Source organism: Nocardia sp. PLKS1-43 (genome assembly GCF_059510335.1).
The window spans coordinates 520,995-545,273 of record NZ_JCAJZQ010000005.1 but is presented as its reverse complement, the minus strand read 5'-3'; the positions used below and the strand labels follow the sequence as shown (position 1 = coordinate 545,273).

The window sequence follows — 24,279 nt, the reverse complement described above, 5'->3', positions numbered from 1 at the left end:
CCCTGGAACGGCGCGCACAACCATTCAACGCTACGGCCGGTACCGGGTGTTACACAATACTGTGTCACACCCGGCCGCCGAGTCAGTGCTCGGTGACGAGCTTCGGGTCCTGACCCGGCTTCTCGGCGGAGTCGGCCGCCTCGGGCGAGTCCGCCAGGACCGCTTCGCCGCGGGCGATCATGCCGGCCTCGTCGGACAGCTCCATGTGCGGGATGAACAGCGCCAGCACGAAGGCCAGCACCGCGCCCGGGATGATGTACCAGAATCCCGGAACCAGCGCGTGCACGTACGCTCCGACGATCGCGTCGTGCAGATCGGCGGGCAGATGCTTGACCACCGACGGCACCAGGTTTCCCGGATTCAGGTGCGAGGACATGACTTCGGGGATGTGCGAGGTGAACGCGTCGGTCAGGCCCGAGGTCAGCCGGTTGGTGAAGATCGAGCCGAAGATCGCGACGCCGATCGCTCCGCCCATTTCCCGGAAGTAGTTGTTGGCGCTGGTCGCGGTGCCGATCTGGCCGGGCTCCACGGCATTCTGCACCACCAGCACGATGATCTGCATGATCAGGCCCAGGCCCGCGCCGATGACGAACAGCTGCGCGCCCACCACCAACATCGAGGTCTGCGCGGTGAGCTGGGTCAGCCACAGCATGCCCGCGATCATCAGCAGCGCGCCGATCGGCGGAAAGGCCCGGTACCGGCCGGTTTTGGTGATCACGCCCATCGAGGAGATCAGCGTCAGCATCATGCCGACCATCATCGGGATCAGCAGCAGCCCGGAGACCGATGCCGAAACACCGGTCGCCATCTGCAGATACGTCGGCAGGAACGCGAGCGCCGCGAACATGGTCAGGCCCACGATCAGCCCGATCGCCGAGGTCAGCACGAACGTCCGGTTGCCGAACAGCCACAGCGGCAACATCGGCTCCTGCGCGCGGGCCTCCACGGCCACGAAGACGCCGATCACGACGACCAGAGCCGCGATCATCGCCAGGATCGTCGCCGAACCCCACGCGTATTGCTTACCGCCCCAATCGGTGATCAGGATCAGCAGTGCGGTCGCGGACGACATCAGCACGGCGCCGAGGTAATCCGGCCGGGTCTCGGGCCGGTGGCTCGGAATCGTCAGGTAGCGCGCGGCGATCACCAGCGCCGCCAGCCCGATCGGCACGTTCAGCCAGAAGCACCACTGCCAGCCCAGGTGGTCGGCGAACAGTCCGCCCAGCAATGGACCGGCAACCGAGGTGATGCCGAAGATCGCACCCATCGGCGCCATGTACTTACCGCGATCCTTCGCGGGCACCACGTCGGCGATGATGGCCTGCGCCAGGATCATCAGACCGCCGCCGCCCACGCCCTGCAGCCCGCGGAAAACCACGAATTCCCAGAAGCCCGTGGACATCGCGGCGCCGATCGAGGCCGCGGTGAAGACCGCGATCGCGAACAGGAACAGCCAGCGCCGGCCGAACATGTCGCCGAACTTGCCGTAGACCGGCATCACGATCGTGGTGGCGAGCAGGTAGGACGTCGCGGTCCAGGCCATGTACTTCACCCCGCCCAGGTGGCCGACGATGGTGGGCATCGCCGTGCCGACGATCGTCTGATCCAGCCCGGCCAGGAACATTCCGGCGATCAGCGCGGAGAAGATCAGCCAGATTCGCTTCTGCGTCAACACGATCGGCGGTGGAGCTTGCACCGGTGTGGTCATCCCCGTCTCCTGTCATCGGTGGTCTCGGTGGTGTGTGCGGCGGTCGGCGCGAACAGCCGAGTGGCCATCGCGCAGTAGTCGTGCAGCGTCGCGCTGAGCGACCGGTCCGGATGCTGGCCGACCTCCATCGCCGCGCGGGTCGCCAGCGTGGACATCAATGTCGCTGTGAAGGAGGCGAATTCGGGCGACAGGTCCTCGCCGGCCCGTGCCGACAACAGGTCCGCGATGGCGCCTTCGTACGTCGCGCCCGCGGCGACCAAGCCCGCCAGCACGCGCGGCTCGGCTCGGCAGATTTCGCCCATCTGCGAAATAGCTTCGTGCATTTGATTATCGGCGTCGAATCCGGCGGCGTAGAGCTGGATCAGATCCTCGATCAGTACTCCGGTCGGCCCGCCGGAGACGAATTGCGCTCGCGCCTGCGGAGTTCCGACATCTCCGACCGGCCCGACCACCGCGTCCAGCTTGGTCTCGTAGTAGTTGAAGAACGTGCGCGGCGAGACCCCGACCGCCTTGGCGACGTCCTCCACCGTCGTCGCATCGAGCCCTCGCTCCAGCACCAACCGCCGCGCGGCCCGGCACAGGTCGAGCCGGGTCTGGTACTTCTTCTGCTCCCGCAGCCCCACGGCCGGCGCCTCGTACTCGAACAGCGACATGGAAGAAAAGTAGCACAAACTGCAAAATTTCAGAAAGTGCAATTCGTGTGAGGCGGATTACATTCGCCGCCCGCGTGTCACCATGGATGGAGAGCGTGAGCTGCGGCACACCGTTGCGGAATTGTGACCTCCATCGCGGGTTCGGTGCCATATGTTGTTGCCTACAACATATGGCACTCGTCGCCCGGTCCCTACCCGAGCCCGGCGACGAATGCCGTCGGCTCGAAAGGTTCACCTGATGAGGATGAAACAGTATGGGGCGGTGGCTGTCGCGCTGGCCGGCCTCCTGACCCTCAGCGCTTGCGGATCCAATTCCGCGAGCAGCGGCGGAAATTCCACCAGCTCGGGCGGCAGCGGGGGAGGCAAGAACGGGACCGTGGGCGTGATCTTGCCGGAGACCGCCACCTCGGCCCGCTGGGAGGGATTCGACCGCCCGATGCTGCAGAAGGCCTTGAGCGCACAGGGATTCGACTCCGACGTCGAGAACGCGCAGGGCGATGTGCAGAAGTTCAGCACGCTGGCCGACGGCATGATCGCCAAGGGGGTGAAGGTTCTGGTCATCGCCTCGATCAACAGTGAGGTCGGCAACGCGGTCGCCAACAAGGCGCACAAGGCCGGGATCCCCACCATCGACTACGACCGGTTGAACCTGGGCGGCTCCTCGGACTACTACGTCTCCTTCGACAACGTGAAGGTCGGCGCGCTGCAGGGGCAGGATCTGGCCGACGCGCTCAAGGCCAAGCCGGGTGCGCAGGTCATCGAGGTCGAGGGTGCGCCCACCGACAACAACGCCACGCTGTTCCACCAGGGCCAGGAGCAGGTGCTCAAGCCGCTCTACGATTCCGGCGCGCTGAAACTCGTCGCCAGCCAGGCGATCGACGGCTGGGACAACCAGAAGGGCGGCCAGGTCTTCGAGCAGCTGCTCACCGGTAACGGCAACAAGATCGACGGCGTCGTCGCGGCCAACGACGGCCTGGCCGGGGCGATCATCACGGTGCTCAAGAAGAACGGCCTCAACGGCAAGGTGCCGGTGACCGGTCAGGACGCGACCACCGACGGCCTGAAGGCGGTGCTGCGCGGTGATCAGTACATGACCGTGTTCAAGCCGATCGAGGAGGAGGCGAACTCCGCCGCCAAGCTCGCCGCGGCACTGGCCAAGGGCGACAAGGCCGCCGCGGACGCCATCGCGACCGGCACGTCCCAGGATCCCAAGGGCAACCGGACCGTGAAATCGGTTCTGCTGGAACCGCAGTCGACCACCCGCGATCAGGTCAAGGTGGTCGTCGACAAGGGCTACGTCAAGGCGAGCGATCTGTGCTCGGGCGATGTCGCCTCGGTCTGCACCCAGTTGGGGATTTCCTGAGATGAGCGAGCCGCTGCTGCAGATCTCCGGGCTCAACAAGAGCTTCGGTGCGGTTCATGTTCTGCACGACGTCGAATTCACCGCTCCGGCGGGCGAGGTGACCGCGCTGGTCGGCGATAATGGCGCGGGCAAGTCGACGCTGGTGAAATGCATTGCCGGAATCCATGGTTCGGATTCGGGATCGGTGAAGTTCCGGGGCGAGGAAGTGCACCTGCACGGCCCCAAGGACGCCGCGGAACTGGGCATCGAGGTGGTCTATCAAGACCTCGCGCTGGCCGACAATCTCGACATCGTGCAGAACATGTTCCTGGGCCGCGAGCGCGGAAAACCGTGGTTCATGGACGAGGCCGCCATGGAGGATGCGGCGCGGCGCACCCTGGCATCGCTGTCGGTGCGCACCGTGAAATCGGTGCGCACCCCGGTCGCGTCGCTGTCCGGTGGACAGCGGCAGACCGTGGCGATCGCGAAATCGGTGCTGTGGAACAGCAATCTGGTTCTGCTCGACGAGCCGACCGCCGCCCTCGGGGTGGCGCAGACCCGCCAGGTGCTCGATCTGGTGCGCCGGCTCGCCGAACAGGGGCTGGGTGTGGTGCTGATCAGCCACAACCTCGCCGACGTATTCGAGGTGGCGGATCGGATCGCGGTGCTGTACCTGGGCCGGATGGCCGCGCAGGTGCGGACCTCGGAGGTCACCCAGAACCAGGTCGTGGAATTGATCACCGCGGGACGTTCCGGCGAGTTGGGCCTGGCCCGGCCGGACGCCGCGGTGCTGTAGCAGGTTAATCGAAAGCAGTTGTGATGACGCAAGTTTCGGCGGAGACAGCGGGTGGCGGAGAGAGCCCCGAGTCCGCCACCGGGGACCGGACGGCGATCGCCGATTTCGGCATCGACACCACCACCGTATCCACGGCGGAGGCCGTGCGTTCCTATCTTGCCCGCGTGAGGGGCGGCGAGATCGGTTCGCTGCCGGCGCTGTTGGGTCTGGTGGTGCTGGTGATCCTGTTCAGCTCGCTGTCGGATGTATTCCTCTCACTCAACAACATCGCCAATCTGCTCGCCCAAGGGGCCGGGCAGACCATCATCGCGATGGGCATCGTCTACGTGCTGTTGCTGGGTGAGATCGATCTGTCGGCGGGCACCGCCTCCGGTGTGGCGGGGGCGGTCCTGGCGATGCACTATGTCGACAACGGAAATCTGTTGTCGGGCATGGGAAATACCGTCTTCTTCATCTTCAACGGGCTGCTGGTGCTCGCGGCGGTGCTGGCGGGGCTGCTGCGGATCTGGCCCGGGGTGGCGATGTCGCTGCTCGGGGTGGTGATCACGGTGGTGGGCTTCCACGCCAATCCGTGGATCGAGATGCTGTTGGCGGTGTGCGTCGGCACCGCCATCGGCTGTATCACCGGATTCCTGATCTCCAAGATCGGGATGCCGTCGTTCGTGGTGACGCTGGCGCTGTTCCTGGCCTGGCAGGGCGCGATCCTGCAGTTGATCGGTGAGGGCGGTGTGCTGGGTATCAGCTCCTCGCACGTTCTGGACGCGGTGGCCAACGGCAATCTGTCGGTGCTGTGGAGCTGGGTGCTGTTCGTGGTGGGCGCCGGCGGCTACGGCGCGGTGACGTTGTTCGGGCATTTCCGCAGGCGCAGTAAGGGTTTGGTGACCCAGCCGACTCCGCTGGTGATCGGCAAGGTGGCGGTGCTGACGGTCCTGGCCGCGGTGGCGACGGCGTTCATGTCGGTGAACCGGTCGCCGAGCTCGCTGATAAAGATCTCCGGGGTGCCGTACGTGGTGCCGATCGTGCTGGTCTTGCTGGTGGTCGGGACGTATGTGCTGAACCGCACCACATACGGGCGGCACCTCTACGCGATCGGCGGGAACCGGGAGGCCGCGCGGCGTGCGGGCATCAACGTCACGCAGTTGCGGTCGAGTGTGTTCGTGATCAGCTCGGGCTGTGCGGCGGTGGGTGCGATCGTGTACTCCTCCAAGGTCGGTTCGGTCGATCCACAGGCCGGTGGGCTGAATACGCTGCTGTTCGCGGTCGGTGCGGCGGTGATCGGCGGTACCTCCCTCTTCGGTGGGAAGGGCCGGATCGCCGACGCGGTGATCGGCGGTACTGTGCTCGCGGTGGTTTCCAACGGCCTGGGCCTGCTGCGCCAGCCGGCCGCCGTGGTATCGGTGGTCACCGGCCTGGTCCTGCTGCTGGCGGCGACGGTCGATGCGCTGTCTCGTCGCAGGGCCGCCGCGACGGGCCGATGAGACGAGCGGCGGAACGGCCGAATGTCCCCGCGGTGCACGGTGTCCGGAAATATTCCGGACACCGTCGTACCGGCGGCCCGCCGCTCGGGAGCGCAGCGATGGCATTCGGCCGGACCGGGCCGGAACGGGTGAGAGGGAGTAATCGGGTGTCGAGGTCGCCGGTCGCGTCGCACACGACGGAGCCGAAGCGCGGGCGCGGTGCAGCCGTGAATGGGCGCTCGAACGAGTCGGCGGCGTGGCGCATTCGGCGCACGGCCGTGCCACAGAGCGTCAGGCCGCGGGCATGAACGTTGCGCGGCCGGACGAGGTGCGCAAGTTCAACCGCGCCTCGCTGCTGCGGATCCTGCACGTCGGCGGACCGGCCACACGCGCGGCGCTGGCCACCGAACTGGGCCTGAACCGCTCGACCATCAAGATGCTGGTCGACGGCTTGGCCGGGGACGGTGTGGTGGAGGAGCGGGTGCCGCGGCTGCCGCAGGGCGCCGGACGGCCCTCGCTGCTGGTGCTGCCGCAGGCACAGGCGGCGGTGGTGCTGGCGGTGGACGTCCAGGTCGAGCACGCGGGGATCGCGCTGGTCGGTCTGGGCGGCCAGATCCTGGGCCGCAACAGCTGGAATCTGCGTGGGCGGCAACGGGATCCGGACGAGGTGGTGACCCACGTCGCGGAATCCTCGGCGCTGCTGGCCCAGGATCTGGATCTGCATCCGGTGGCGGCGGGGATCTCGGTGCCCGGTGTGGTGCGTCGCGCCGACGGAATGGTGCACGACTCGTCCAATCTGGGCTGGAAGGATGTGCCGTTCGGTGAGCGGATGGGCACGGTGCTGGGCGTTCCGGTGGTGGTGGGCAACGACGCCGAACTGGGCGCGCTGGCCGAATACGTGCGCGGGGTGGGGCGCGGCGCGTCGGACGCGGTATTCGTATCCGCGGATGTGGGCGTCGGCGGCGGCATCATCGCCCAGGGCGGGCTGCTGCGCGGCTCGGGTGGCTATCTGGGCGAAATCGGCCATATGGCAGTGCATCCCGGCGGACGAGTCTGCCACTGCGGTAACTCGGGCTGCTGGGAGACCGAGGTCGGCGAACTCGCCCTGCGCCGCGCGCTGGGCTTGGCCGAGTCGGTGCCGCGAGGGGCCATCGTAGCGGAACTGCGTGAGCTGCAACGGGATTCGGATCCGGTGGCCAGGCTCGGCGATTACGTCGACTGGCTGATCCTCGGGTTGATCAACGTGGTCAACATCCTGGGGCCGGAGCTGGTGGTGCTCGGCGACCTGTTCGCGATCCTGCCCGAAGCGGTGGTGCAGCGGGTTCAGCGGGATGTCCGCGAGCGCAGTATGGTCAGCCGCGCGCTCGGCGGTGTGCGGATCGAGAAGTCCTCTCTCGGACCGGATCTCAAACTTCTCGGAGCCGCCGAGGCGGCTTTCGAGGATGTGCTCGCCTCGTTGTGAGCACATCGCGGGCCGGATTCGCCGCCGGCCCCGGAACTACCTCCCGCCGGGCCGATCGCCCGGAGGGGGACGCCGATGCGCGCGGTCCCATGCCCGCACAACGGGCATGGGACCGTGTCGCACATCGTCTTTCTACGCAGCCCTCATCTCCCGCGCAGAACTACTTGTGCGGGCAGGCGGGCGGCTTGCCCGCGGGCGGGTTGCCCGGCGGCTTCTGGTGGTTGCTGGGCGCAGGCCCCTGCGGGTGGCCGGCAGGCGGAGCGCACTGCCCGTTCGGTGCGGGGTTCTGCTGCGGAGCCGGAGCGGCACTCGCCATACCCGCACCCGTGCCCACCAGCGCGAACGCGACGGCACCCGCCGCCACACCCGCTGCCAACCTCGACTTGATTCGCATCGCATCTCCTTGTCTCGCCGGACGGTGTCCGATCCGCCGGCCCGCACTGGCGGACCGACCAGGAGAGCTTCGCCATCGAGCATGTGTTGCGAGTAGGTGGAGATTAGGTGTGAGCTGTGAGAACCGCAGCGAGCGGGGCCGGATCGGGGCACCGGGGCCGGGCTGCGCGGAGTCGGCGGTGCGGACCGGCAACTTGGGGCGGCGCCACCGATCGGCAGCGCCGCACTCACCGTCCAACCGCGGAGTCGCGGTGCTCGCTGCCGTCGAAAGTGTCTGCCGCGCAGAAGATGTCGTGCATCGCGGCCGGAATGCGTTCCGGTGGCCGGGAGTGCGCGGCTACCGGAACGACGGATCAGTTGGTGGTGGGAGCAGGAGTGCCGGAGGCGGACGGCGAGGTCGTGGCGGGGCGCGCTTCGGCCTGCATGATCGAGGTGGCGGTGATGGTGGTCCCGGACTCCCGACCGCGCACGACCACCTTCTCGCCGACCGTGAACTGCGACCTCTGCGCCGGATTCCGTTTGCTGCCGAAGGTGGTCTGCGGGGTGATGGTGACGGTCTCGGTGGTCCCGTCCTTCTCGGTGAGCGTCCAGGTATCGGCGTTCTCCGCAGCGATGGTGCCCATCACCCCATGTCCGCGCCCCATTCCCTTACCCGCCTTCGCCGAACTCGATGCCGGCGCGGACGGCGACGCCGCCGAACTGGAACCTCCCGACGAACCACACGCGCTCGCCCCCGCCACAACCGCCACGGCCAGCCCCGTAGTGCCGATGACCAGCGTGATCCTGCGCCGCCGAGAGGAAGTGGCGGATTCCGTGGAAAGTATCGAATTTGTCATGGCGGCAACGGTATTGGGCGCCGCTGTGAGCTTCCTCCGCGCTCGCTGGCAGTACCTCCAGGACCTGCTGTGAGCCTGCTGGGAGGTGATCGAAGCGGGCGTGGTCCGGCAGTCGCCGCAACGAATCAGGCGGACTCCGGTAGTCGAAGACTCAGTTCTGCGGTCCCTGCGGGGGAGGAGTATATGGCGCGACCGCTTGCGGGGAGGTGTTGTACCCGGTGTCGGGCCGGCCTGGATCGGCGGTTGTTCCTGAGACTGCGTGAGATTCGAGAACTGCGATGGTTGCCGGGAAACGGGCTGCTGCCATCCGGGATGTTGCGGGGTGTGCTGCTGCGGTGCCGCGAAGGCGGCGGGCGATACGTGCGGCGGGAATTGGCCGGACTGCTGAGGATGGAATTGCTGCTGCGGCTGAACGCCGTATGGCGCGGGTTGTGGCAGAGTGCTGGGCATCGCTGCGATCAGCGCGCTGATGCAGGCGAGCACCCAAGCGAGTTCCGTCACGTATATGCCATATCAGCAAGGCAATTGACATATCCGCGATGTGTGGTGCGCAGTCCGGTTCACGGGTCCGGTTGTCCCGGGGCCGATTCGGATCGGTAGGCGCGCCAATCGCCGATATCGGAGATATCGATGAGTTCGGGCGAGCCGAGCAGATTCGCGCGCAGGACCGTCGCCAGGCAGGCGGTACCGTCCTCGAGTTCGATCAGTCCGAGTTCGAGTTCGGGCGGCTCATTCGGAACGAGCCTGTCCCGCAATACTTCCAGCGGCACGTCGTACACCTCGCCGATGACCGAGCGGCCATCGGCGGCGGCGATCATGGCGGGGAAGCGGTCGCCGACCGAGTAGAAGCGGTACTTCGCGGCGCTGCGCGCGGTTCGCAGCAGCGGCGCGCCGTCGAGCAGCGCGTTCAGGCGACCGCCGCGCATACCGTCACCGTTGAGGAACATCAGAACCATGGCGTCTCCCTCGTCATCGGCCGGAAGTGGTTTCGGCGAAACGGTTTTCGAGGCGCCTGCGCCCGGCGTCGGTGATCCGGCCGAACAGGCGCAGGCGGGCGATGCCGCCATCGGGGAAAACGTTGAGCCGTACCTGCTGTACGGGGATGTCCCCGGCGAGGTGGAATCGGTGCGGTGCGTCGGGTTGCACCGCGACCGGATCGAGCAGGGCCACGAGTTCTCCGTCGGCGGTGTGGCCGTCGAGCGAGATCCGGGCCGGAGCATTGCCCTTGTAATGGGTGGTGTCCAGCTCGAGTACGGTCGGAACCGCCTCGGCGGCCAGTGCCACAGTGGCCCAGTCGTTGCCGTCGTCCCGGCGCCGCCGCATCTCCCAGCCGTCACCCATGAAGCGTGAAAGGCCTTGTTGCAACATGTTGTCCGGCGGCGAGAAGAAGCCGTCGCTGCAGGCCACCACCCGCCCGCCATTGCGCAGGGCCGCCAGATCGAAGGGGATGTCATCGAGCCACTGCGGATCGGGCACCGCGGTGCCGTGCACCCGGACCCGGGCGATGCCGCCGTCCGGGTGCATGTTCACCCGCACATGCGTGATCCGGCGGTCCGTACCGACCTCGAAGCAATTGCGCGCATCCCCCTCGATCGGGGACACCGGAACCAGGGTGTGCCAATCCGCCTCGAGCAACTGCGTCACCGAGGGATGTCCGAGCGCGCCGCAACCTTCGATCGATACCCGCGGCGGATAGTTTCCGGCGAAATGCGCTGTGTCGACGATGATTCCGGCCGGAACCCCCGCGATGCCCAGCCGGATCAACGCCCAGTCGGGCCCGGGGCTGCCGTCCCGGCGCCGCCGGGTCTCCCAGCCGTCGTAGACCTGCCCCTTGGCGGTGAAGGTGTGCAGCTGGAACACCGGCGGCTCGTCTCTGATGAGATTCTCGCGTTCGGCGAAGAATTCGTCGTTGGCGGCGACGACACTGCCGCCGCTGTGCCGGGCGGCCAGATCGGGAAGCCGCGACCACTCACTCATCGTTACCTCGTTTCTGCAGCAGGCGGCCACGGGGACGGCCGTCGGTGATCCGTTCGCCGCGCAGCCAGGTGGATCGGACCACGCCGCGCAGAGTGTGTCCGTGGTAGGCCGACACCGGGTTGCGGTGCCGTAATGCGGCCGCGTCGACGGTGAACTCCTCGTGCGGTGCGAAAACGCAGAAGTCCGCGTCCGCGCCGATCGCTATGCGGCCCTTGCGGTTCAGCCCGATCAGATCCGCCGGCCCGGTGGCCGTCCAGCGGGCCAGATCGACCAGATCGACCCAGTCCGGTGCGGCCGTCCAGACCGCGGGCAGGCCGACCTGCAAGCCCGCGATCCCACCCCAGGCTCTGCCGAAATCCCCGTCACCGGCACGTTTGAGTGCCACGGTACTCGGCGAGTGGTCGCTGACGACGCAGTCGATTACGTTGTCGCGCAACCCGTTCCAGAGACCGCGCTGATTCGCCCGGTCGCGGATCGGCGGACAGCATTTGAATTCGGTCGCGCCGTCCGGGATCTGTTCGGCACACAGCGACAGATAGTGCGGACAGGTCTCCACGGTGATGCGCACGCCTCGATGCCGGGCCGCCGAGAGCATCGGCAGGGCGTCGGCCGCGGCCAGATGCAGGACGTGTACCCGGGCGTCATACCGTTCGGCCAGCTCGATCAGCGTTGCGATGGCGCGGATCTCCGCCTCGGCGGGCCGGGAGGCGAGAAATGGGGCGTAGCCGCGGCCGTGCGGCGCGGGCGCGGCATCGATGACGTTCGGGTCCTCGGCGTGCACGATCAGCAGCGCGTCGAGTTCGGCGACGGCGCGCACCGCTGCGTCGAGCTGTTCGGAGTTCAGATGGCAGAACTCCTCGACGCCCGAGGGCAGCAGAAAGGCCTTGAACCCGAACACCCCGGCATCCGCCAGATCGCCCATATCGGCGAGATTGCTGCCGACCGCCCCGCCCCAGAAGCCCACATCGACACTGCACTGCCCCGCGGCGGCCTCCTGCTTCTCGCGCAACGCCGCCACGGTGACGGTGGCGGGAATACTGTTGAGCGGCATATCGATCAGCGTGGTGACACCGCCCGCCGCCGCGGCGCGGGTCGCGGTGGCGAAGCCCTCCCATTCGGTGCGCCCGGGTTCGTTCACGTGCACGTGGCTGTCGACCAGGCCGGGCAGCAGTGCCGCGTCGCCGGGGATGTCCACGATCTCTCGTGCCCCGAAAACCGCGTCGTACGGCGCGATGTCGCTGATCCGGCCCGCCCGGACCAGCACCGACGCGGCGAGTTCCCCGGCAGGCGTGATCACCCGGCGGGCGCGAAATACGCTGTCGGCGAGCGAGTTCGGTGCGTTCATGGGCACGGGTGCTCCTGTATCTGTTGGCGCACCGGTTCGGGGATGCCGAGTCGATGCCAGCCGTCGGCCGCATGGGCCCGTATCGGTGGATTCCGAAGCTGATCGACGCCGCCGAGGCCGGGAACACGGTGTCGGCACGAGGCGCGGCGTATACGTGGGCCCGGCGCCCATCGCGGCTGATGTGTGAGCATCCCGCCGCAGTGGTGCCGGAAACCCTTTGACGGCGTAGGGTTTCCGGATTCCGCTCGGGCGGCGGGCATGGTCCTGGTCATGATGGCGAGGGGGACGACGGCGGGAGCGGTGCGGTGAGCTGTTCGCGGGCGATCCGCTCACCTTGCCGGCGCAGCAGCGCCGCGGCCTCGTCCTGGCAGCGGCGGATGTCCGGTTCCAGATCGGTGAGCGGATACGCGGCCGCGAAGCCCGCCGCGCGCAGCTGAGCCTCATCCAGCAGTTGCCGACCGGCCACGGCGATCGTGCGTACCCCCGCGTGCCCGGCGCGGGCCGCGACGCCGGCGGGCGCCTTACCGTGCAGGGTCTGCGCATCGAGCGAGCCCTCGCCGGTCACCACGAGATCCGCCCCCCGCACGGCTCGGTCGAATCCGACGAGGTCGAGCAGGACATCGATGCCGCTGGACCGATGCGCGCCGAGCACGGCCAGAGCGGCGAATCCGATCCCTCCGGCGGCACCGGCTCCCGGTCGATCGGCGGCATCGAATCCGGTGCGCTCGCCCACCAGCCGGGCCCAGTGCGCCAGACCGGCCTCCAGCATGGCCACCTCGCTCGCGCTCGCGCCCTTCTGCGGACCGAAAACCGCCGCGGCACCCCGGTTTCCGAGCAGCGGATTGTCCACATCGCTGGCCAGCACCAGTTCCGCCGCACGGATACGCGGGTCGAGCCGACGCAGATCCAGGTACGCGACATCGGTCAGAGCGCCGCCACCGGAACCGGCGGGCCGGCCGCCGATGTCGAGCAACGAGGCTCCCAGCGCATCGAGCATGCCGGCCCCGCCATCGGTGCAGGCGCTGCCGCCGACCCCGAGAATGATTGTGCGGCAACTATAATCGAGTGCGGCGCGGATCAGCTCGCCGACGCCGCGACTGGTCGCCGTCAGCGGTGCGAGTACACCGCCGGGCAACTGGTACAAACCGCACGCCGCGGCCGCCTCGATTACGGCAACGGATCGGTCGTGCGCGAAGCGGGTTCGTATCCGTTCTCCGGTCGGCCCTGTCACCCGGACCGTGCGCGCCTGGTATCCGGCGGCGATCGCCGCATCCACCGTGCCCTCCCCGCCGTCGGCCACGGGTATCCAGGCGATGTCGGCATCGGGACGAATCCGCCGGATCCCCTCGGCCACCGCGTCGGCGACCTGCCGGGCGGTGAGCGACCCCTTGAACTTGTCCGGCGCCAAGACGATTCGCGGTGGTGGCCCGTCCGGTGCGCTTTCTCGCCGCGTCATGACTCGCCGAGCCCATCGAGCTTCTCGATCGCGGCCGGCAGTGCCGAATGATCGAGCGATCCGAGACCCTGGGCGCGAGCGGCGGTGGTGAGCGCGGCGGTCGGCAGTGCGAGTCGCGCCCGGCGGGCCGCGGCGGTGACGATGCCCATATCCTTGTGGTGCCGGTCGATCCGGAAGCCGGGGGTGAATTCGCGGGCCGCCATCGATGCGTCGGCCACCGAACGCGCGTGTGCCGCCGGATCATGGGTATGGCCGATCACCTCGTGTCCGGCCTCGGCCGGACGGGATGCCATGGCAGCGCCCATGATCCCGAGTCCGATGAATCCGATTCCGCTCATTGCCGCTCCAATATCGCTGTGCCCCAGGGGGGTTCGGTCGATCCGGCGGGTCCCGCCGCAAACCCGCGCCGATCGTGTGGTCACCGGGGTGCGGGCAACCAGCCGAAGCTCTCGGCACTGGCTCCGCTGGGGACGTATTCTGCGGCGACGTGGCCGCGATAACCGGACTCGGCGATCCTGCCCAGATAGCCGAAGATGTCCAGGTCACCGGTTCCGGGTTCGTGCCGTCCGGGTGCGTCGGCGATCTGGACGTGCGCGATCCGATCCGCGTAGCCGTCGATGACCTTGTCCGGATCGTCGCCGTTGACGCTCAGGTGGTAGAGGTCCGCGAGCAGGCCCAGATTAGTCGCGCCCCGCGCCGCGCGCACTCGGTCGATGACGCCGATCGCGTCCTGCGCGGTCCGCAACGGATAGGCGGGCATCCCGCTGACCGGCTCGATCAGGGCGGTGCCGCCGATCTCGCCGAGGATGCCGGCGGCCACGCCAAGATTGCGGATCGCCACCTCGTCCTGCTCGTGCGGGTCCAGACCCTCGATTCGATTGCCGTACAGGGCGTTGAACGCGGGGCACCCGAGCCGGCCGCCGATCCGCGCGGCAGCGGCCGCGCCCGCGGCGAACTCCTGCTCCCGGCCGGGCCAGGAAACCAGCCCGCGGTCGCCGGCGGGCATATCACCGGCGAAGAGGTTCAGCCCGATCAGTCGCACCCCCGCTCGTTCGATCGCGGCGACGAAGGCGTCGGCCTCGGCGTCGGCCGGGGTCGCGGTGGGGAAGGGCCACCAGAACTCCACCGCGTCGAAGCCCGCGGCCGCGGCCGCCGCCGGGCGCTCGAGCAACGGCAGTTCGGTGAACAGGATGGACAGATTCACCGCATAGGGCAGAGGGTGTCGTGTCATGCCATCTCTTCTTCGTCTGGGTGCGAACGTCCGGGCGGGTGAATCGCTGCTGCCGTCGATCTCACCACGGGACGGCATACGAAAATAGTTTCGTAATGTGGAATTTCATTTCCGTAATACGACGGTAACGCCTGCCAGGCATGGTGGTCAACATCTTTCGTGGATCGGCCGGAACAATGAGACTCGGAGGTGCGGCGAGTGCGACTACCCCTGACGACGGCCCAGCTGAACGAACTGCCCGAGGACGAGTGGCGAGACACTCTAGGGGCCGTGGTCGGCCTGGCGGAGTGGGTCGAAGCGGTCGCCGCCGCGCGGCCCTACCCCGATCCGGCGACGCTGCTGTCCCTGGCCGAACGCGAGGTGCTCGCACTGCGTCCGGAACAGGTGCGCGCCGCGCTGGCCGATCATCCCCGTATCGGTGCGGTGACGGTCCCCGGTTCGTCGGCCGCGGCGGAGCAGTCCGGTGTCGACCCCGCCGACGCCGCGTTGCTGGAACGGCTGCGTGCGGCAAACCGTGCCTACGAAGCCAGATTCGGGCACATCTACCTGGTGTGCGCCGCCGGTCGTACCGGGCCCGAGCTGCTCGCCGACCTCACCGCGCGGATGAACAACGATCCCGATGCCGAAATCCTGGTCACCAGAGCCGAACTCGCCGCGATCGCGCGAAAGCGGCTGGAAGGGAAGGTAATTGCATGACCCGGAGCGCCATCACCACCCATGTGCTCGACACCGCCCACGGCCGCCCCGCGCGCGACGTCCCCGTCCGCCTCGAAGTTCGTTCGGCCGAGGGCTGGCGCGAGCTCGGGTCCGGCCGTACCGACGAGGACGGTCGCTGCACCACCCTCGGCCCGGAGCGGGTGGAGGCCGCTGACCATCGGCTCACCTTCGACACCGCCGCCTATTACGGCGACCGTGACCACTTCTTCCCGGAGGTGACGATCACCTTCACCGTCGCGGATCCGCAACAGCACCACCATGTTCCGCTGTTGTTGTCCCCGTTCGCCATGTCCACCTATCGAGGGAGTTGACCCATGGCCATCCGGCTCGGGCCCAATCAGTACGGCAAGGCCGAGAACCGTCTCGTGCGTGTCTTCCGGGACACCGATCGCCACCGGATCCGCGATCTGAATGTCTCCACCGCACTGCGCGGCCGGTTCGAGGACGCGCACGTCACCGGTGACCAACGGGACGTGCTGCCCACCGATACGCAGAAGAACACGGTATTCGCGTTCGCCGAGCAGAAGGGTGTGGCCGCGATCGAGGATTTCGCGCTGACCCTCGCCGACCATTTCATCGCCCGGTGTCCGGGTGCGGACGGGGCGCGCATCGAGATCGACGAGTACTCCTGGGATCGCATCCCGGTGGACGGCGCACTGCACGACCATTCCTTCGTGCGGACCGGCGGGGGCGTGCGCACGACGGTGGTCAATGTCGACGGAACCGGGCCGGACAGGCGGGCGCACGTGGTGTCCGGGATCAAGGATCTGGTGGTGCTGAAGTCGACCGGTTCGGAATTCCACGGTTTCTTCCAGGACGAGTACACCACTCTGGAACCGACCACCGACCGGATCATGGCCACCTCCCTGGTCGCCCGCTGGCGCTACGCCGGCGCCGACGCGATCGACTGGGACGGGAGTTTCGACTCGATTCGCGCGATCCTGTTGCGGCAGTTCGCCGTTGTGCACTCCTACGCATTGCAGCAGACCCTGTACAGCATGGGGCGCGCGGTGCTGGAACAGCATCCGGACGTCGCCGAAATCCGCTTCTCGGCGCCGAACAAGCATCACTTCCGCTACGACCTGGAGCGTTTCGGGGTGGACAATCCGGGGGAGGTGTTCATCGCCGCGGATCGGCCGTACGGGCTGATCGAGGCCACCGTCGAACGGGACGACGCGCCCGAGCCCGGCAACGCCTGGCACGGCATCCCCGGTTTCTGCTGAGCGGAGACGGGCCGCTCTTCCGTATGGCGGAATTCACTGGCACGATGGTGGAAATGCCAACCGAGGAGGAGCAGCGCCGTGACCGAAACGCAGCCGCGGGCCAGTGGCGGCGTACAGTCCGTCGATCGGGCCTTCGAACTGCTGGAGCTGGTGGCCGACGCCGGCGGTGACGCGACGCTGTCCCAGCTCGCGGAGGCGTCCGGGCTGCCGCAGCCGACCATTCACCGGCTGTTGCGCACGCTCATCTCGGGCGGTTACATCCGGCAGCAGCCGTCCCGGCGATACTCGTTGGGGCCCAGGCTGATTCGTCTCGGTGAGACGGCCGGCCGGGTGCTGGGCGCCTCGGCCCGCCCGCATCTGACCCGGCTGCGGGATCTGACCGGGGAGACCTCCAATATGGCTGTGCTGGACGGAGATCAGGTCGTCTACGTGGCGCAGGTGCCCTCCCCGCACGCCATGCGGATGTTCACCGAGGTCGGTCAGCGGGTGGACCTGCACTGCACCGCCGTGGGCAAGGCCGTGCTCGCGACCCTGCCGCCCGCCGAGGCCGAACGCATTATGTCGCGAATCACCATGAGTCCCCGGACAATTCACACGATTACCGATCTGGCGGTGATGCTGGAGGAGGTCGATCGAATCCGCGAGCAGGGCTACGCCATGGACGACGGTGAGCACGAGCTCGGTGTCCGCTGTTTCGCGGTCGCCATCCCCGATGCCCCGACCCGTGCCGCCGTGTCCATCTCCGGGCCCCAGACGCGTGTCTCCGGCCTGGACATGGACGTCGTCATTCCGCTGCTCACCGATACTGCCGCGAGCCTGGGGCGAGACCTCAACGCGGCCAACTGATTCGGGATCTCTGACTGTGCTCGGCCGGGGTGCGGCAGGCAGGGCCTGCCGGGTGCGGTGTCAGTATTCGAGTTCGGACCACGGGATGCGGATGGGAAACGGGAAATCGAAACTGATTCCGGCGGAATTGAATTCGCCGGGGGCGGTGCCGTTCTCGAGATCCTCGGGCTCCGGAGGGCCGGAAATCCATTCTCCGGCGATGAGGTAGTTCGCCCGCCGCAATGGCGTTACGTCTTCGGGCAGTCGGCCGTGGCCGGTCTCGAGGCCGTATGCCCGAACGGTGGTCGTTGGATGCTCGCCGCGTCCGAGGAGCACCTCCCAGTACCAAGGGATACCGGCCTTCGCGTATCTCGTCTTCTTCATTTCGACGTCGCGCGGAGTGTTGGACGGCGAGAGAACCTCGCCGACCAGTTGAACGTCCGAGGCGCGAATGTCCTGGTACCTTTCCTCCAGGCAGCCGTAGACCAGGAAATCGGGGGTCAAAAAGTCGGATTTGCCTGTGTCGCCGAGGAATACATTTGTCTCGACACTGACTCGCCAGCACCGATCCGGGCGCTCGGCCATATCCGCGCGGGCGCACCGTCTGAGCGCGTTGCGAAACTCGACGGTGCAGTCCTGATGCTCGGCCGGCCCTCGTCGTGCCCATACGACGCGCCCCTCCCACAGTTCGATCTGACCCGCGATCTCCTCGGGCAAGAGCTCGAGTTCCTCCCAGGTCATCGTCGCGGGAAGGTCGGGGCGCGCATGGTGCCGGATGGACATAGCGGTAATGGTAGCGGCTGTCTGTCCAGGTCGGCGTGGGTATTCCTGTTGTGTTCAGGGCCTCGGTCGCCGTGTTCTGTCCGGTTTCGCGAGCGGTGAGATCTCGCCCGAGCCGCGGGTGACCAGACGGGTAGGGATCACCCGGTGATGAGCCGGGGACACGTCACCGTCCAGGCGAGCGAACAGGAGTTCGGCGGCGGTGCGGCCGATGCGGGCGGGGTCCTGGACGACGGCGGTGAGGCGGGGCGTGAGGAGTTCGGCCAGAGGGAGGTCGTCGAAGCCGACGAGGGCGATCTCCTCGTGCAGGCCGTGTTTCTGGATGGCGCGCAGTACGCCGATGGTGACCAGGTTCTGGGCACTGAAGATCGCGGTCGGGCGGTCGGGACGAGTGAGCAGAATATCGGCCGCTGTCTCTGCGGCCTCGGGGGAGTGCAGGTCGGCACGGACCAGCTCGGGGTGCAGGGTGACTCCGGTGCGGGCCAGACCCTCGACGTAGCCGGCGTAGCGTTGCGCTGCGGTCCAGATCGTTTGCAGGTCACCGAGATACGCGATACGGCGATGACCGTGTGCGGCGAGGTGTTCGACCGCGCGCCGCGCGCCCTCGCGATTGTCCACGGTGACACTGTCGATTTCGGTGGCCGCGGGCAGTCGATCGACGAAAACCATTGGGGTGCCGCGCTTTTGCTCGTGCAGTAGCATGCCGTGATCGTTACCGACCGGCATCACGATGAGTCCGTCGACGCGGCGGGAAAGCAGCGCGTCGAGCACCTCGCGCTGACGGCCGGGGTTCTCGTCGCTGGAAACCGCGAATACCAGTGTCCCGCGGCCGTGAGCGAAGTCCTCCACCGCGCGATGCAGCGCCGAGGCGAACGGGTTGGCGACATCCATCAGCACCAGCCCGATCGCGGCGGTCTTCTGATCGTGCCCGCGCAGCGTGCTGGCCGCGAGATTGTGCCGGTAGTCGAGCATGGCGGCGGCGTCGGTGACCCGCGCGGCCAGCTCCGGGGAGACACCGGCTTCGCCGCGCACCACTCGCGACACCGTCTTGATACTCACCCCGGCCAGTGCGGCGACCTCACGCATCGTGGCACCGCGTCGCGGTGTGCGAGCGGAGGGCGGTCGGGAGCCTGACAACGCTGACATCACCTTCTTTCTAGCACGCCGTCGAAGGCGCGAACCGGTCGACGAAGCTGCGTCGCCCGCCGATGAAGCGCATTGGAGGCAGTCGATTGTGGATCTGGACGTGAGCTGTGTCACGGTCTATGGTCTCTGACAACGTTGTCTTAGCAGTACCTGCCAGGAGCACATCGATGTCCTCTCGTGCCACATCCTCTCGTGTTGTTCGTTTCGCCGCCGCGGCGGTCGCGCTCACCTGTGTCGCCCTCACGGCCACCGCCTGCGGCAAGGGGGCCGGCGGCAGCGGGCAAATCGAGGTCGGGCTCATCACCAAGACCGACACCAACCCGTACTTCGTCAAGATGAAACAGGGCGCGCAGAAGGCCGCTGACCAGGCGGGGGTCAAACTGGTCACTGCCGCGGGAAAATTCGACGGGGACAACGCCAGCCAGGTGACCGCGATCGAGAATATGGTCGCCGAGGGCGTCAAGGGCATCATGATCACCGCGAGCGATACCAAGGCGATCGTCCCGGCCATCGCCAAGGCCCGTGCCAAGGGTGTCGAGGTGTTCGCACTGGACACCCCGACCGAGCCGCAGTCCGCGGTCGACGCGCTGTTCGCGACGAACAACTTCACCGCGGGAACGCTGATCGGCAAGTACGCCAAGGCCGTCGAGGGCGACAAGCCGGTCAAGATCGCGATGATCGACCTGAACCCGGGCGTGAGCGTCGGTACGTTGCGGCACAACGGCTTCCTGTCCGGTTACGGCGCCGCGCAGGCCACCCAGGATATGACCCAGGACGTGACCGCGCCGAACGTGGTGTGCGCGCAGGCTGCCCAGGGCGATCAGGCCAAGGCGCAGACGGCGATGGAGACCTGCCTGCAGAAGGATCCCGACATCAACCTCGTCTACACCATCAACGAGCCCTCGGCACTGGGTGCGTACACCGCGCTCGAGACCGCCGGCCGGAAGAACGACGCGCTGATCGTGTCCATCGACGGCGGCTGCACGGGCGTGCAGGCGGTCAAGGACGGCAAGATCGCCGCGACCGCTCAGCAGTACCCGCTGAAGATGGCCGGCGAGGGCGTGCGGGCGATCGTCGATTACGCCAAGACCGGCAAGAAGACCACCGGCTTCACCGACACCGGGGTCAACCTCGTCACCGCCCGACCGCAGGCCGGCCTCGACTCCAAGGACGTGCAGTACGGCCTGGACAACTGCTGGGGCTGATCGCCCAGCCCACCCGGACCACAGCTCACCGAAGCAAGGACTCCCATGACCGCCACCACCTCCGCCCCGGAAAGCGCTCCGCCGCGGTCGATTTCGTCGACCCTGACGCGCGTGCTGAATCTGCCGAACTTCGGCCCGGTCGCGGCGATCCTCATCGCCGTGGTCTTCTTCGCCGCCGAATCCGACCGGTTCCTCACCGGCGGGAACTTCTCGCTGATCGTGCAGCAGGTGATGGAGGTCGGGACACTGGCCATCGGGCAGACGTTGGTCATCCTCACCGCGGGTATCGACCTGTCCAACGGTGCGGTGATGGCGCTGGGCAATATCGCCATCACGAAACTGGCCGTGGACTCCGGGCTGCCGCCGCTGGCGGCGATCGTGCTGGGCCTGGCGCTGACCGCGGCATTCGGACTGGTGAACGGGTCGCTGGTCAGCATGCTGAAGTTGCCGCCGTTCATCGTCACGCTCGGCACCTACGGCGTCGCGTTCGCGCTGACGCACATCTATTCACAGGAGCAGACCATCTCGGGGCTGCCGCCGATGCTCACCTTCTTCGACAAGACGTTCCCACTCGGCAGCACCGACATCACCTTTGGTTCGGTGGCCATGCTGGTGCTGTTCGCCGTGGCCTGGTACGTGCTGCGGCAGACCTCGGCCGGGCGGCACGTCTACGCCGTCGGCAACAATCCCGAGGCCGCGCGGCTGAGCGGAATAGATACGCGCCGAGTCCTTCTCGGCGTCTACACCGCCGCCGGGCTGATCTACGGCCTGGCCGCGCTCCTGCTGGTCGCGCGCACCGGGGTGGGAGATCCGAACGCCGGGCAGACCGACAACCTCGACTCGATCACCGCCGTGGTGCTCGGTGGCACCAGCCTGTTCGGCGGGCGCGGCAGTGTGATCGGTACCCTGCTGGGCGCGCTGATCGTCGGAATCATCCGAAACGGCCTGCAGCTCATGGGAGTAGCGTCGATCTATCAGACGCTGATCACCGGCATCCTGGTGATCGCCGCGGTGGCCGTGGACCAGTTCAACCGCAGGAGGCAGCAGCGATGATCGAGTCGAAACAGCCTGTCCTGCAGGCGACGGGGCTGGTGAAGCGCTACGGTCATGTCACCGCCCTGGACGGTGCCGACTTCGACCTGTACCCGAACGAGATCCTCGCGGTGATCGGTGACAACGGTGCTGGGAAATCCACTCTGATCAAAGCACTTTCGGGTGCGGTGACTCCGGACGAGGGCGAGATCCTCCTCGACGGCAAGCCGATGCGATTCCGCCGCCCCCTCGATGCCCGCCGCGCCGGTATCGAGACGGTGTATCAGGATCTGGCGGTGGCTCCAGCGCTCGACATAGCCGACAATCTGTTCCTGGGCAGGGAATTGCGCCGCCGCGGCATCCTGGGTTCGGTGTTCCGAATGCTGGACAAGGATCGGATGATCCGCGAGTCCCAGGAGCACATGGCGAATCTGAAGATCGGCATCCGATCGATGAAGCAGTCCGTGGAGACGCTCTCGGGTGGGCAGCGGCAGGGGGTGGCGGTGGCGCGTAGCGCTGCCTTCGCCCGGCATGTGGTGATCATGGACGAGCCCACCGCGGCCCTCGGGGTCAAGGAAACCGGCATGGTACTGGATCTGATCCGCGAGGTCCGCGACCGCGGCCTCGCGGTGATCGTGATCAGCCACAACATGCCCAACGTCTTCGAGATCGCCGACCGTGTGCACATCCAGCGGCTGGGCCGGCGGGTAGCGGTGATCGAACCGCACGAGTTCTCGATGTCCGACGCTGTCGCCATCATGACCGGGGCGATGGCCGGTGCGGAGGTGGACGGTCACCGTGTCCGTGGTTGAGGTGAGCGTCGAAGACGCCGGTGAGGCAGCCAGGCTCATCGCCGTCGCCGGGGAGGCGCTGGTCGATCTCGTGCCCGCCGACGTTCCGGGACAGTTCGTGGCGATGCCCGGCGGCAGCCCGGCCAATGTCGCGGTGGGGTTGGCGCGGTTGGACGCACCGGTGCGGATGCTCGCGCGTATCGGCGCGGGCGCGATGGGCAATCGAGTCCGGAACCATTTGCAGGACAACGGTATAGGCCTCGATCACACGATCCGGGCGCGGCAGCCGACTTCGTTGGCGATCGTCGATCTGGACGCGGATGGTGTGGCGCAGTACGACTTCCGCATCGACGGCACCGCGGATTGGCAGTGGACCGACGCCGAACTCGCCGATGCGCTCGACGGTGATGTCGTCGCCCTGCACACCGGTTCGCTGGCGATGACCCAGCAGCCCGGCGCCGACGCCCTGCTCCGCCTGATCGAACGCGCCAGGCCCGCCGCGACGATCTCCTACGACCCGAATATGCGGCCGCAGTTGATGAATCACGAACAGGCGCGGGCCCGGGTCGATGCGGTGCTGCCGCTGGCCGATCTGGTCAAGGTCGGTTCGGAGGATCTGGCCTGGCTCTACCCCGGGCGTCCACCGCGCGACGTCCTCACGGACTGGGCATGCCGGGGCCCGGCGTTGGTCGTCGTCACCCTCGGTGGTGACGGCGTCCTCGCCGCCACCGCCGAGGATGACGCCCCGCTGCACCGTCCCGGTGTGCCGATCGACGTGGTGGACACCGTCGGCGCGGGTGACGCCTTCTCCGCCGGCCTGCTCGCCGGTCTGCACCGTCGCGATCTGCTCGGCGCGAACCGTCGGAAAGCGCTGCGCGCCATGGGCGCAGCCGAGCTGACTCGCGTTCTGGACGAGGCCACCGTGATCGCCGCCCTGACGTGCGCCCGCCGCGGAGCGGACCCGCCCACGGCCGCACAGGTCGTCGAATTCGTCCGTACCGGGCGGCGGTGAGTCCGATCCCGGACCCCGGTCGGGGAAGCCGCCGCTATTCGGCGTATCGCTCGATCAGTTGGTCGTCGGGGCCTGTGCGTCCATCTGGGTTCCCGGCCCGCCCATTCCGCCGGGACCGAATTGCCCTGGGTCGCTGGGCATCTGGTTCGGGTCACTGCTGTTGGCGCCGTTGCCGCCGCCGGGACGTTGCACCATGCGGTTGCCGCGGCGGCTCGTACCGTTGCTGTTCTGCTTGGCGCTGGGCTCGGTGATGACCGTGGCGGTGGACGTCCCGTTCGCGTCGGTGGCCCGGATGCTCACGGTGTCACCGACTTTCAGGCCGGACTCGGTCCGGGTCGCGGTGTTGATGGTGTAGGTGTGGGTGTACTGGTCGCTGCTTTTCGCCGTGATCGAATCCGCGGAAATGGCTGTGACAGTTCCGGTTTGGGTGAGTTCGGTGGTGTATCCGCCGTTGCCGTCGGAGATGACGAACTGGCCGTGCAGGGTCGGTGCGCCGATCGCGCCGCCGGGTCCGGAGTTGCTCGCGCCCGGGCCGGAGGCGTTCGCTCCGCCCTGGCCGCCGGGGCCGTTCATGCTCCAGCCGGGGCCGCCGCCCGGACCGCCGAATTGGCCGTGCTCGGAGGAGTTGCCGGAAGCGGCGTAGATCACGCCGCCGCCCACCGCGGCGATCGCCGCGGCGATGCCGACCGTGGCGATGGTCTTGCGGGTGGTCCAGGTCGAGGGGGCGCTCTGCGGCGCGCCCCAGGTGGGCTCGGTCCGGGGCGGTTCGGCCTGGATCGGTTCGGTGTGTTCGGGCTGCTCGGGGCGCGAAGGCTGCTCGGGAGCGGTCATGACGGAAGTACTCCTTTGATACCGGGGCCCGACGGGGTCGTCGGTGTTCGCTCCACCGTGT

The 24,279-nt window shown here is 67.7% G+C and carries 26 protein-coding genes; 13 read left to right on the top strand and 13 right to left on the bottom strand.

Translation table 11 applies throughout. The features are described 5' to 3' along the window. Positions 1 to 82 precede the first annotated feature (82 nt). Positions 83 to 1,708 carry an MDR family MFS transporter gene (locus tag AC5WS7_RS21910; RefSeq protein WP_495956400.1) on the bottom strand — a complete coding sequence of 542 codons (1,626 nt, stop codon included), beginning with the start codon at positions 1,706 to 1,708 and terminating at the stop codon, positions 83 to 85. After that, on the bottom strand, positions 1,705 to 2,361 hold the full coding sequence (locus tag AC5WS7_RS21905; protein WP_495956399.1) for a TetR/AcrR family transcriptional regulator: 657 nt from the start codon (positions 2,359 to 2,361) through the stop codon (positions 1,705 to 1,707). Before AC5WS7_RS21905 ends, AC5WS7_RS21910 begins: the two co-directional genes overlap by 4 nt. A gap of 238 nt (positions 2,362 to 2,599) precedes the next feature. Here AC5WS7_RS21905 and AC5WS7_RS21900 point away from each other — a divergent pair, with 238 nt between their 5' ends. From AC5WS7_RS21900 to AC5WS7_RS21885, 4 genes are all read left to right on the top strand, one after another. Next, positions 2,600 to 3,724 carry a sugar ABC transporter substrate-binding protein gene (locus AC5WS7_RS21900; RefSeq protein ID WP_495956398.1) on the top strand — a complete coding sequence of 375 codons (1,125 nt, stop codon included), beginning with the start codon at positions 2,600 to 2,602 and terminating at the stop codon, positions 3,722 to 3,724. A 1-nt stretch (position 3,725) separates the two neighbouring features. Beyond that, positions 3,726 to 4,499 (top strand): ATP-binding cassette domain-containing protein, encoded by a 774-nt coding sequence (locus AC5WS7_RS21895; protein ID WP_495956397.1) that lies wholly within the window; start codon positions 3,726 to 3,728, stop codon positions 4,497 to 4,499. 23 nt (positions 4,500 to 4,522) lie between these two features. After that, positions 4,523 to 5,977: a sugar ABC transporter permease gene (locus AC5WS7_RS21890; RefSeq protein WP_495956396.1), complete on the top strand. Its 1,455-nt coding sequence runs from the start codon at positions 4,523 to 4,525 to the stop codon at positions 5,975 to 5,977. 235 nt (positions 5,978 to 6,212) lie between these two features. Continuing rightward, positions 6,213 to 7,418, top strand: a complete 1,206-nt coding sequence (locus tag AC5WS7_RS21885; RefSeq protein WP_495956395.1) for an ROK family protein — start codon at positions 6,213 to 6,215, stop codon at positions 7,416 to 7,418. A 160-nt stretch (positions 7,419 to 7,578) separates the two neighbouring features. On the opposite strand, the gene AC5WS7_RS21880 is transcribed toward AC5WS7_RS21885, so the two are convergent. Together AC5WS7_RS21880 and AC5WS7_RS21875 are read right to left on the bottom strand one after the other, a co-directional pair. Beyond that, positions 7,579 to 7,812 carry a hypothetical protein gene (locus AC5WS7_RS21880; RefSeq protein ID WP_495956394.1) on the bottom strand — a complete coding sequence of 78 codons (234 nt, stop codon included), beginning with the start codon at positions 7,810 to 7,812 and terminating at the stop codon, positions 7,579 to 7,581. A gap of 352 nt (positions 7,813 to 8,164) precedes the next feature. Next, complete coding sequence (locus tag AC5WS7_RS21875) at positions 8,165 to 8,434, bottom strand: DUF5666 domain-containing protein (RefSeq protein ID WP_495956393.1); 270 nt, start codon at positions 8,432 to 8,434, stop codon at positions 8,165 to 8,167. Between AC5WS7_RS21875 and AC5WS7_RS21870 the strand changes: the two genes are divergently transcribed. Next, on the top strand, positions 8,424 to 8,720 hold the full coding sequence (locus AC5WS7_RS21870) for a hypothetical protein (protein ID WP_495956392.1): 297 nt from the start codon (positions 8,424 to 8,426) through the stop codon (positions 8,718 to 8,720). The two genes, AC5WS7_RS21875 and AC5WS7_RS21870, sit on opposite strands and share 11 nt — an antisense overlap. A gap of 487 nt (positions 8,721 to 9,207) precedes the next feature. On the opposite strand, the gene AC5WS7_RS21865 is transcribed toward AC5WS7_RS21870, so the two are convergent. The 6 genes from AC5WS7_RS21865 to AC5WS7_RS21840 all read right to left on the bottom strand — a co-directional run bounded on the left by AC5WS7_RS21865 (position 9,208) and on the right by AC5WS7_RS21840 (position 14,656). Continuing rightward, positions 9,208 to 9,603, bottom strand: coding sequence for an allophanate hydrolase-related protein (locus AC5WS7_RS21865; RefSeq protein ID WP_495956391.1), 396 nt, complete (start codon positions 9,601 to 9,603; stop codon positions 9,208 to 9,210). Between the two features lie 13 nt (positions 9,604 to 9,616). Further along, a complete protein-coding gene (gene alc, locus AC5WS7_RS21860; protein ID WP_495956390.1) occupies positions 9,617 to 10,624 on the bottom strand; it encodes an allantoicase in 1,008 nt (335 codons plus the stop codon). Beyond that, the gene (gene allB, locus AC5WS7_RS21855) at positions 10,617 to 11,969 is read right to left on the bottom strand and encodes an allantoinase AllB (protein ID WP_495956389.1); all 1,353 of its coding nucleotides are present in this window, start codon (positions 11,967 to 11,969) and stop codon (positions 10,617 to 10,619) included. Before allB ends, alc begins: the two co-directional genes overlap by 8 nt. Positions 11,970 to 12,237: 268 nt before the next feature. Beyond that, entirely contained in the window at positions 12,238 to 13,425 is a 1,188-nt protein-coding gene (locus AC5WS7_RS21850) for a glycerate kinase (RefSeq protein ID WP_495956388.1), read from the bottom strand. Beyond that, a complete protein-coding gene (locus tag AC5WS7_RS21845; RefSeq protein WP_495956387.1) occupies positions 13,422 to 13,763 on the bottom strand; it encodes an NAD-binding protein in 342 nt (113 codons plus the stop codon). Before AC5WS7_RS21845 ends, AC5WS7_RS21850 begins: the two co-directional genes overlap by 4 nt. An 80-nt stretch (positions 13,764 to 13,843) precedes the next feature. After that, complete coding sequence (locus AC5WS7_RS21840) at positions 13,844 to 14,656, bottom strand: hydroxypyruvate isomerase family protein (protein WP_495956386.1); 813 nt, start codon at positions 14,654 to 14,656, stop codon at positions 13,844 to 13,846. Between the two features lie 198 nt (positions 14,657 to 14,854). Here AC5WS7_RS21840 and AC5WS7_RS21835 point away from each other — a divergent pair, with 198 nt between their 5' ends. From AC5WS7_RS21835 to AC5WS7_RS21820, 4 genes are all read left to right on the top strand, one after another. After that, on the top strand, positions 14,855 to 15,352 hold the full coding sequence (locus AC5WS7_RS21835) for a 2-oxo-4-hydroxy-4-carboxy-5-ureidoimidazoline decarboxylase (RefSeq protein WP_495956385.1): 498 nt from the start codon (positions 14,855 to 14,857) through the stop codon (positions 15,350 to 15,352). Further along, positions 15,349 to 15,684, top strand: a complete 336-nt coding sequence (gene uraH, locus AC5WS7_RS21830; protein WP_495956384.1) for a hydroxyisourate hydrolase — start codon at positions 15,349 to 15,351, stop codon at positions 15,682 to 15,684. Before AC5WS7_RS21835 ends, uraH begins: the two co-directional genes overlap by 4 nt. 3 nt (positions 15,685 to 15,687) lie before the next feature. Continuing rightward, positions 15,688 to 16,596: a factor-independent urate hydroxylase gene (gene pucL / locus AC5WS7_RS21825; protein WP_495956383.1), complete on the top strand. Its 909-nt coding sequence runs from the start codon at positions 15,688 to 15,690 to the stop codon at positions 16,594 to 16,596. A gap of 78 nt (positions 16,597 to 16,674) precedes the next feature. Continuing rightward, positions 16,675 to 17,442 carry an IclR family transcriptional regulator gene (locus tag AC5WS7_RS21820; RefSeq protein WP_495956382.1) on the top strand — a complete coding sequence of 256 codons (768 nt, stop codon included), beginning with the start codon at positions 16,675 to 16,677 and terminating at the stop codon, positions 17,440 to 17,442. 60 nt (positions 17,443 to 17,502) lie between these two features. Here AC5WS7_RS21820 and AC5WS7_RS21815 read toward each other — a convergent pair whose 3' ends face one another. Then, the gene (locus tag AC5WS7_RS21815; RefSeq protein ID WP_495956381.1) at positions 17,503 to 18,204 is read right to left on the bottom strand and encodes a Uma2 family endonuclease; all 702 of its coding nucleotides are present in this window, start codon (positions 18,202 to 18,204) and stop codon (positions 17,503 to 17,505) included. A 54-nt stretch (positions 18,205 to 18,258) separates the two neighbouring features. Further along, the gene (locus AC5WS7_RS21810; protein ID WP_495956380.1) at positions 18,259 to 19,287 is read right to left on the bottom strand and encodes a LacI family DNA-binding transcriptional regulator; all 1,029 of its coding nucleotides are present in this window, start codon (positions 19,285 to 19,287) and stop codon (positions 18,259 to 18,261) included. A 227-nt stretch (positions 19,288 to 19,514) separates the two neighbouring features. On the opposite strand from AC5WS7_RS21810, the gene AC5WS7_RS21805 reads away from it, so the two are divergent. Genes AC5WS7_RS21805 through AC5WS7_RS21790 form a run of 4 tightly spaced genes read left to right on the top strand, consistent with a single transcriptional unit; the run spans position 19,515 to position 23,387 of the window. Continuing rightward, positions 19,515 to 20,552 (top strand): substrate-binding domain-containing protein, encoded by a 1,038-nt coding sequence (locus AC5WS7_RS21805; RefSeq protein WP_495956379.1) that lies wholly within the window; start codon positions 19,515 to 19,517, stop codon positions 20,550 to 20,552. 45 nt (positions 20,553 to 20,597) lie between these two features. After that, positions 20,598 to 21,605 (top strand): ABC transporter permease, encoded by a 1,008-nt coding sequence (locus AC5WS7_RS21800; RefSeq protein ID WP_495956378.1) that lies wholly within the window; start codon positions 20,598 to 20,600, stop codon positions 21,603 to 21,605. Further along, the gene (locus tag AC5WS7_RS21795; protein WP_495956377.1) at positions 21,602 to 22,396 is read left to right on the top strand and encodes an ATP-binding cassette domain-containing protein; all 795 of its coding nucleotides are present in this window, start codon (positions 21,602 to 21,604) and stop codon (positions 22,394 to 22,396) included. Before AC5WS7_RS21800 ends, AC5WS7_RS21795 begins: the two co-directional genes overlap by 4 nt. Next, a complete protein-coding gene (locus AC5WS7_RS21790) occupies positions 22,383 to 23,387 on the top strand; it encodes a carbohydrate kinase family protein (protein ID WP_495956376.1) in 1,005 nt (334 codons plus the stop codon). The genes AC5WS7_RS21795 and AC5WS7_RS21790 overlap by 14 nt, the downstream gene beginning before the upstream one ends. Before the next feature lie 54 nt (positions 23,388 to 23,441). Here AC5WS7_RS21790 and AC5WS7_RS21785 read toward each other — a convergent pair whose 3' ends face one another. After that, positions 23,442 to 24,218: a DUF5666 domain-containing protein gene (locus AC5WS7_RS21785; protein WP_495956375.1), complete on the bottom strand. Its 777-nt coding sequence runs from the start codon at positions 24,216 to 24,218 to the stop codon at positions 23,442 to 23,444. Positions 24,219 to 24,279 lie beyond the last annotated feature (61 nt).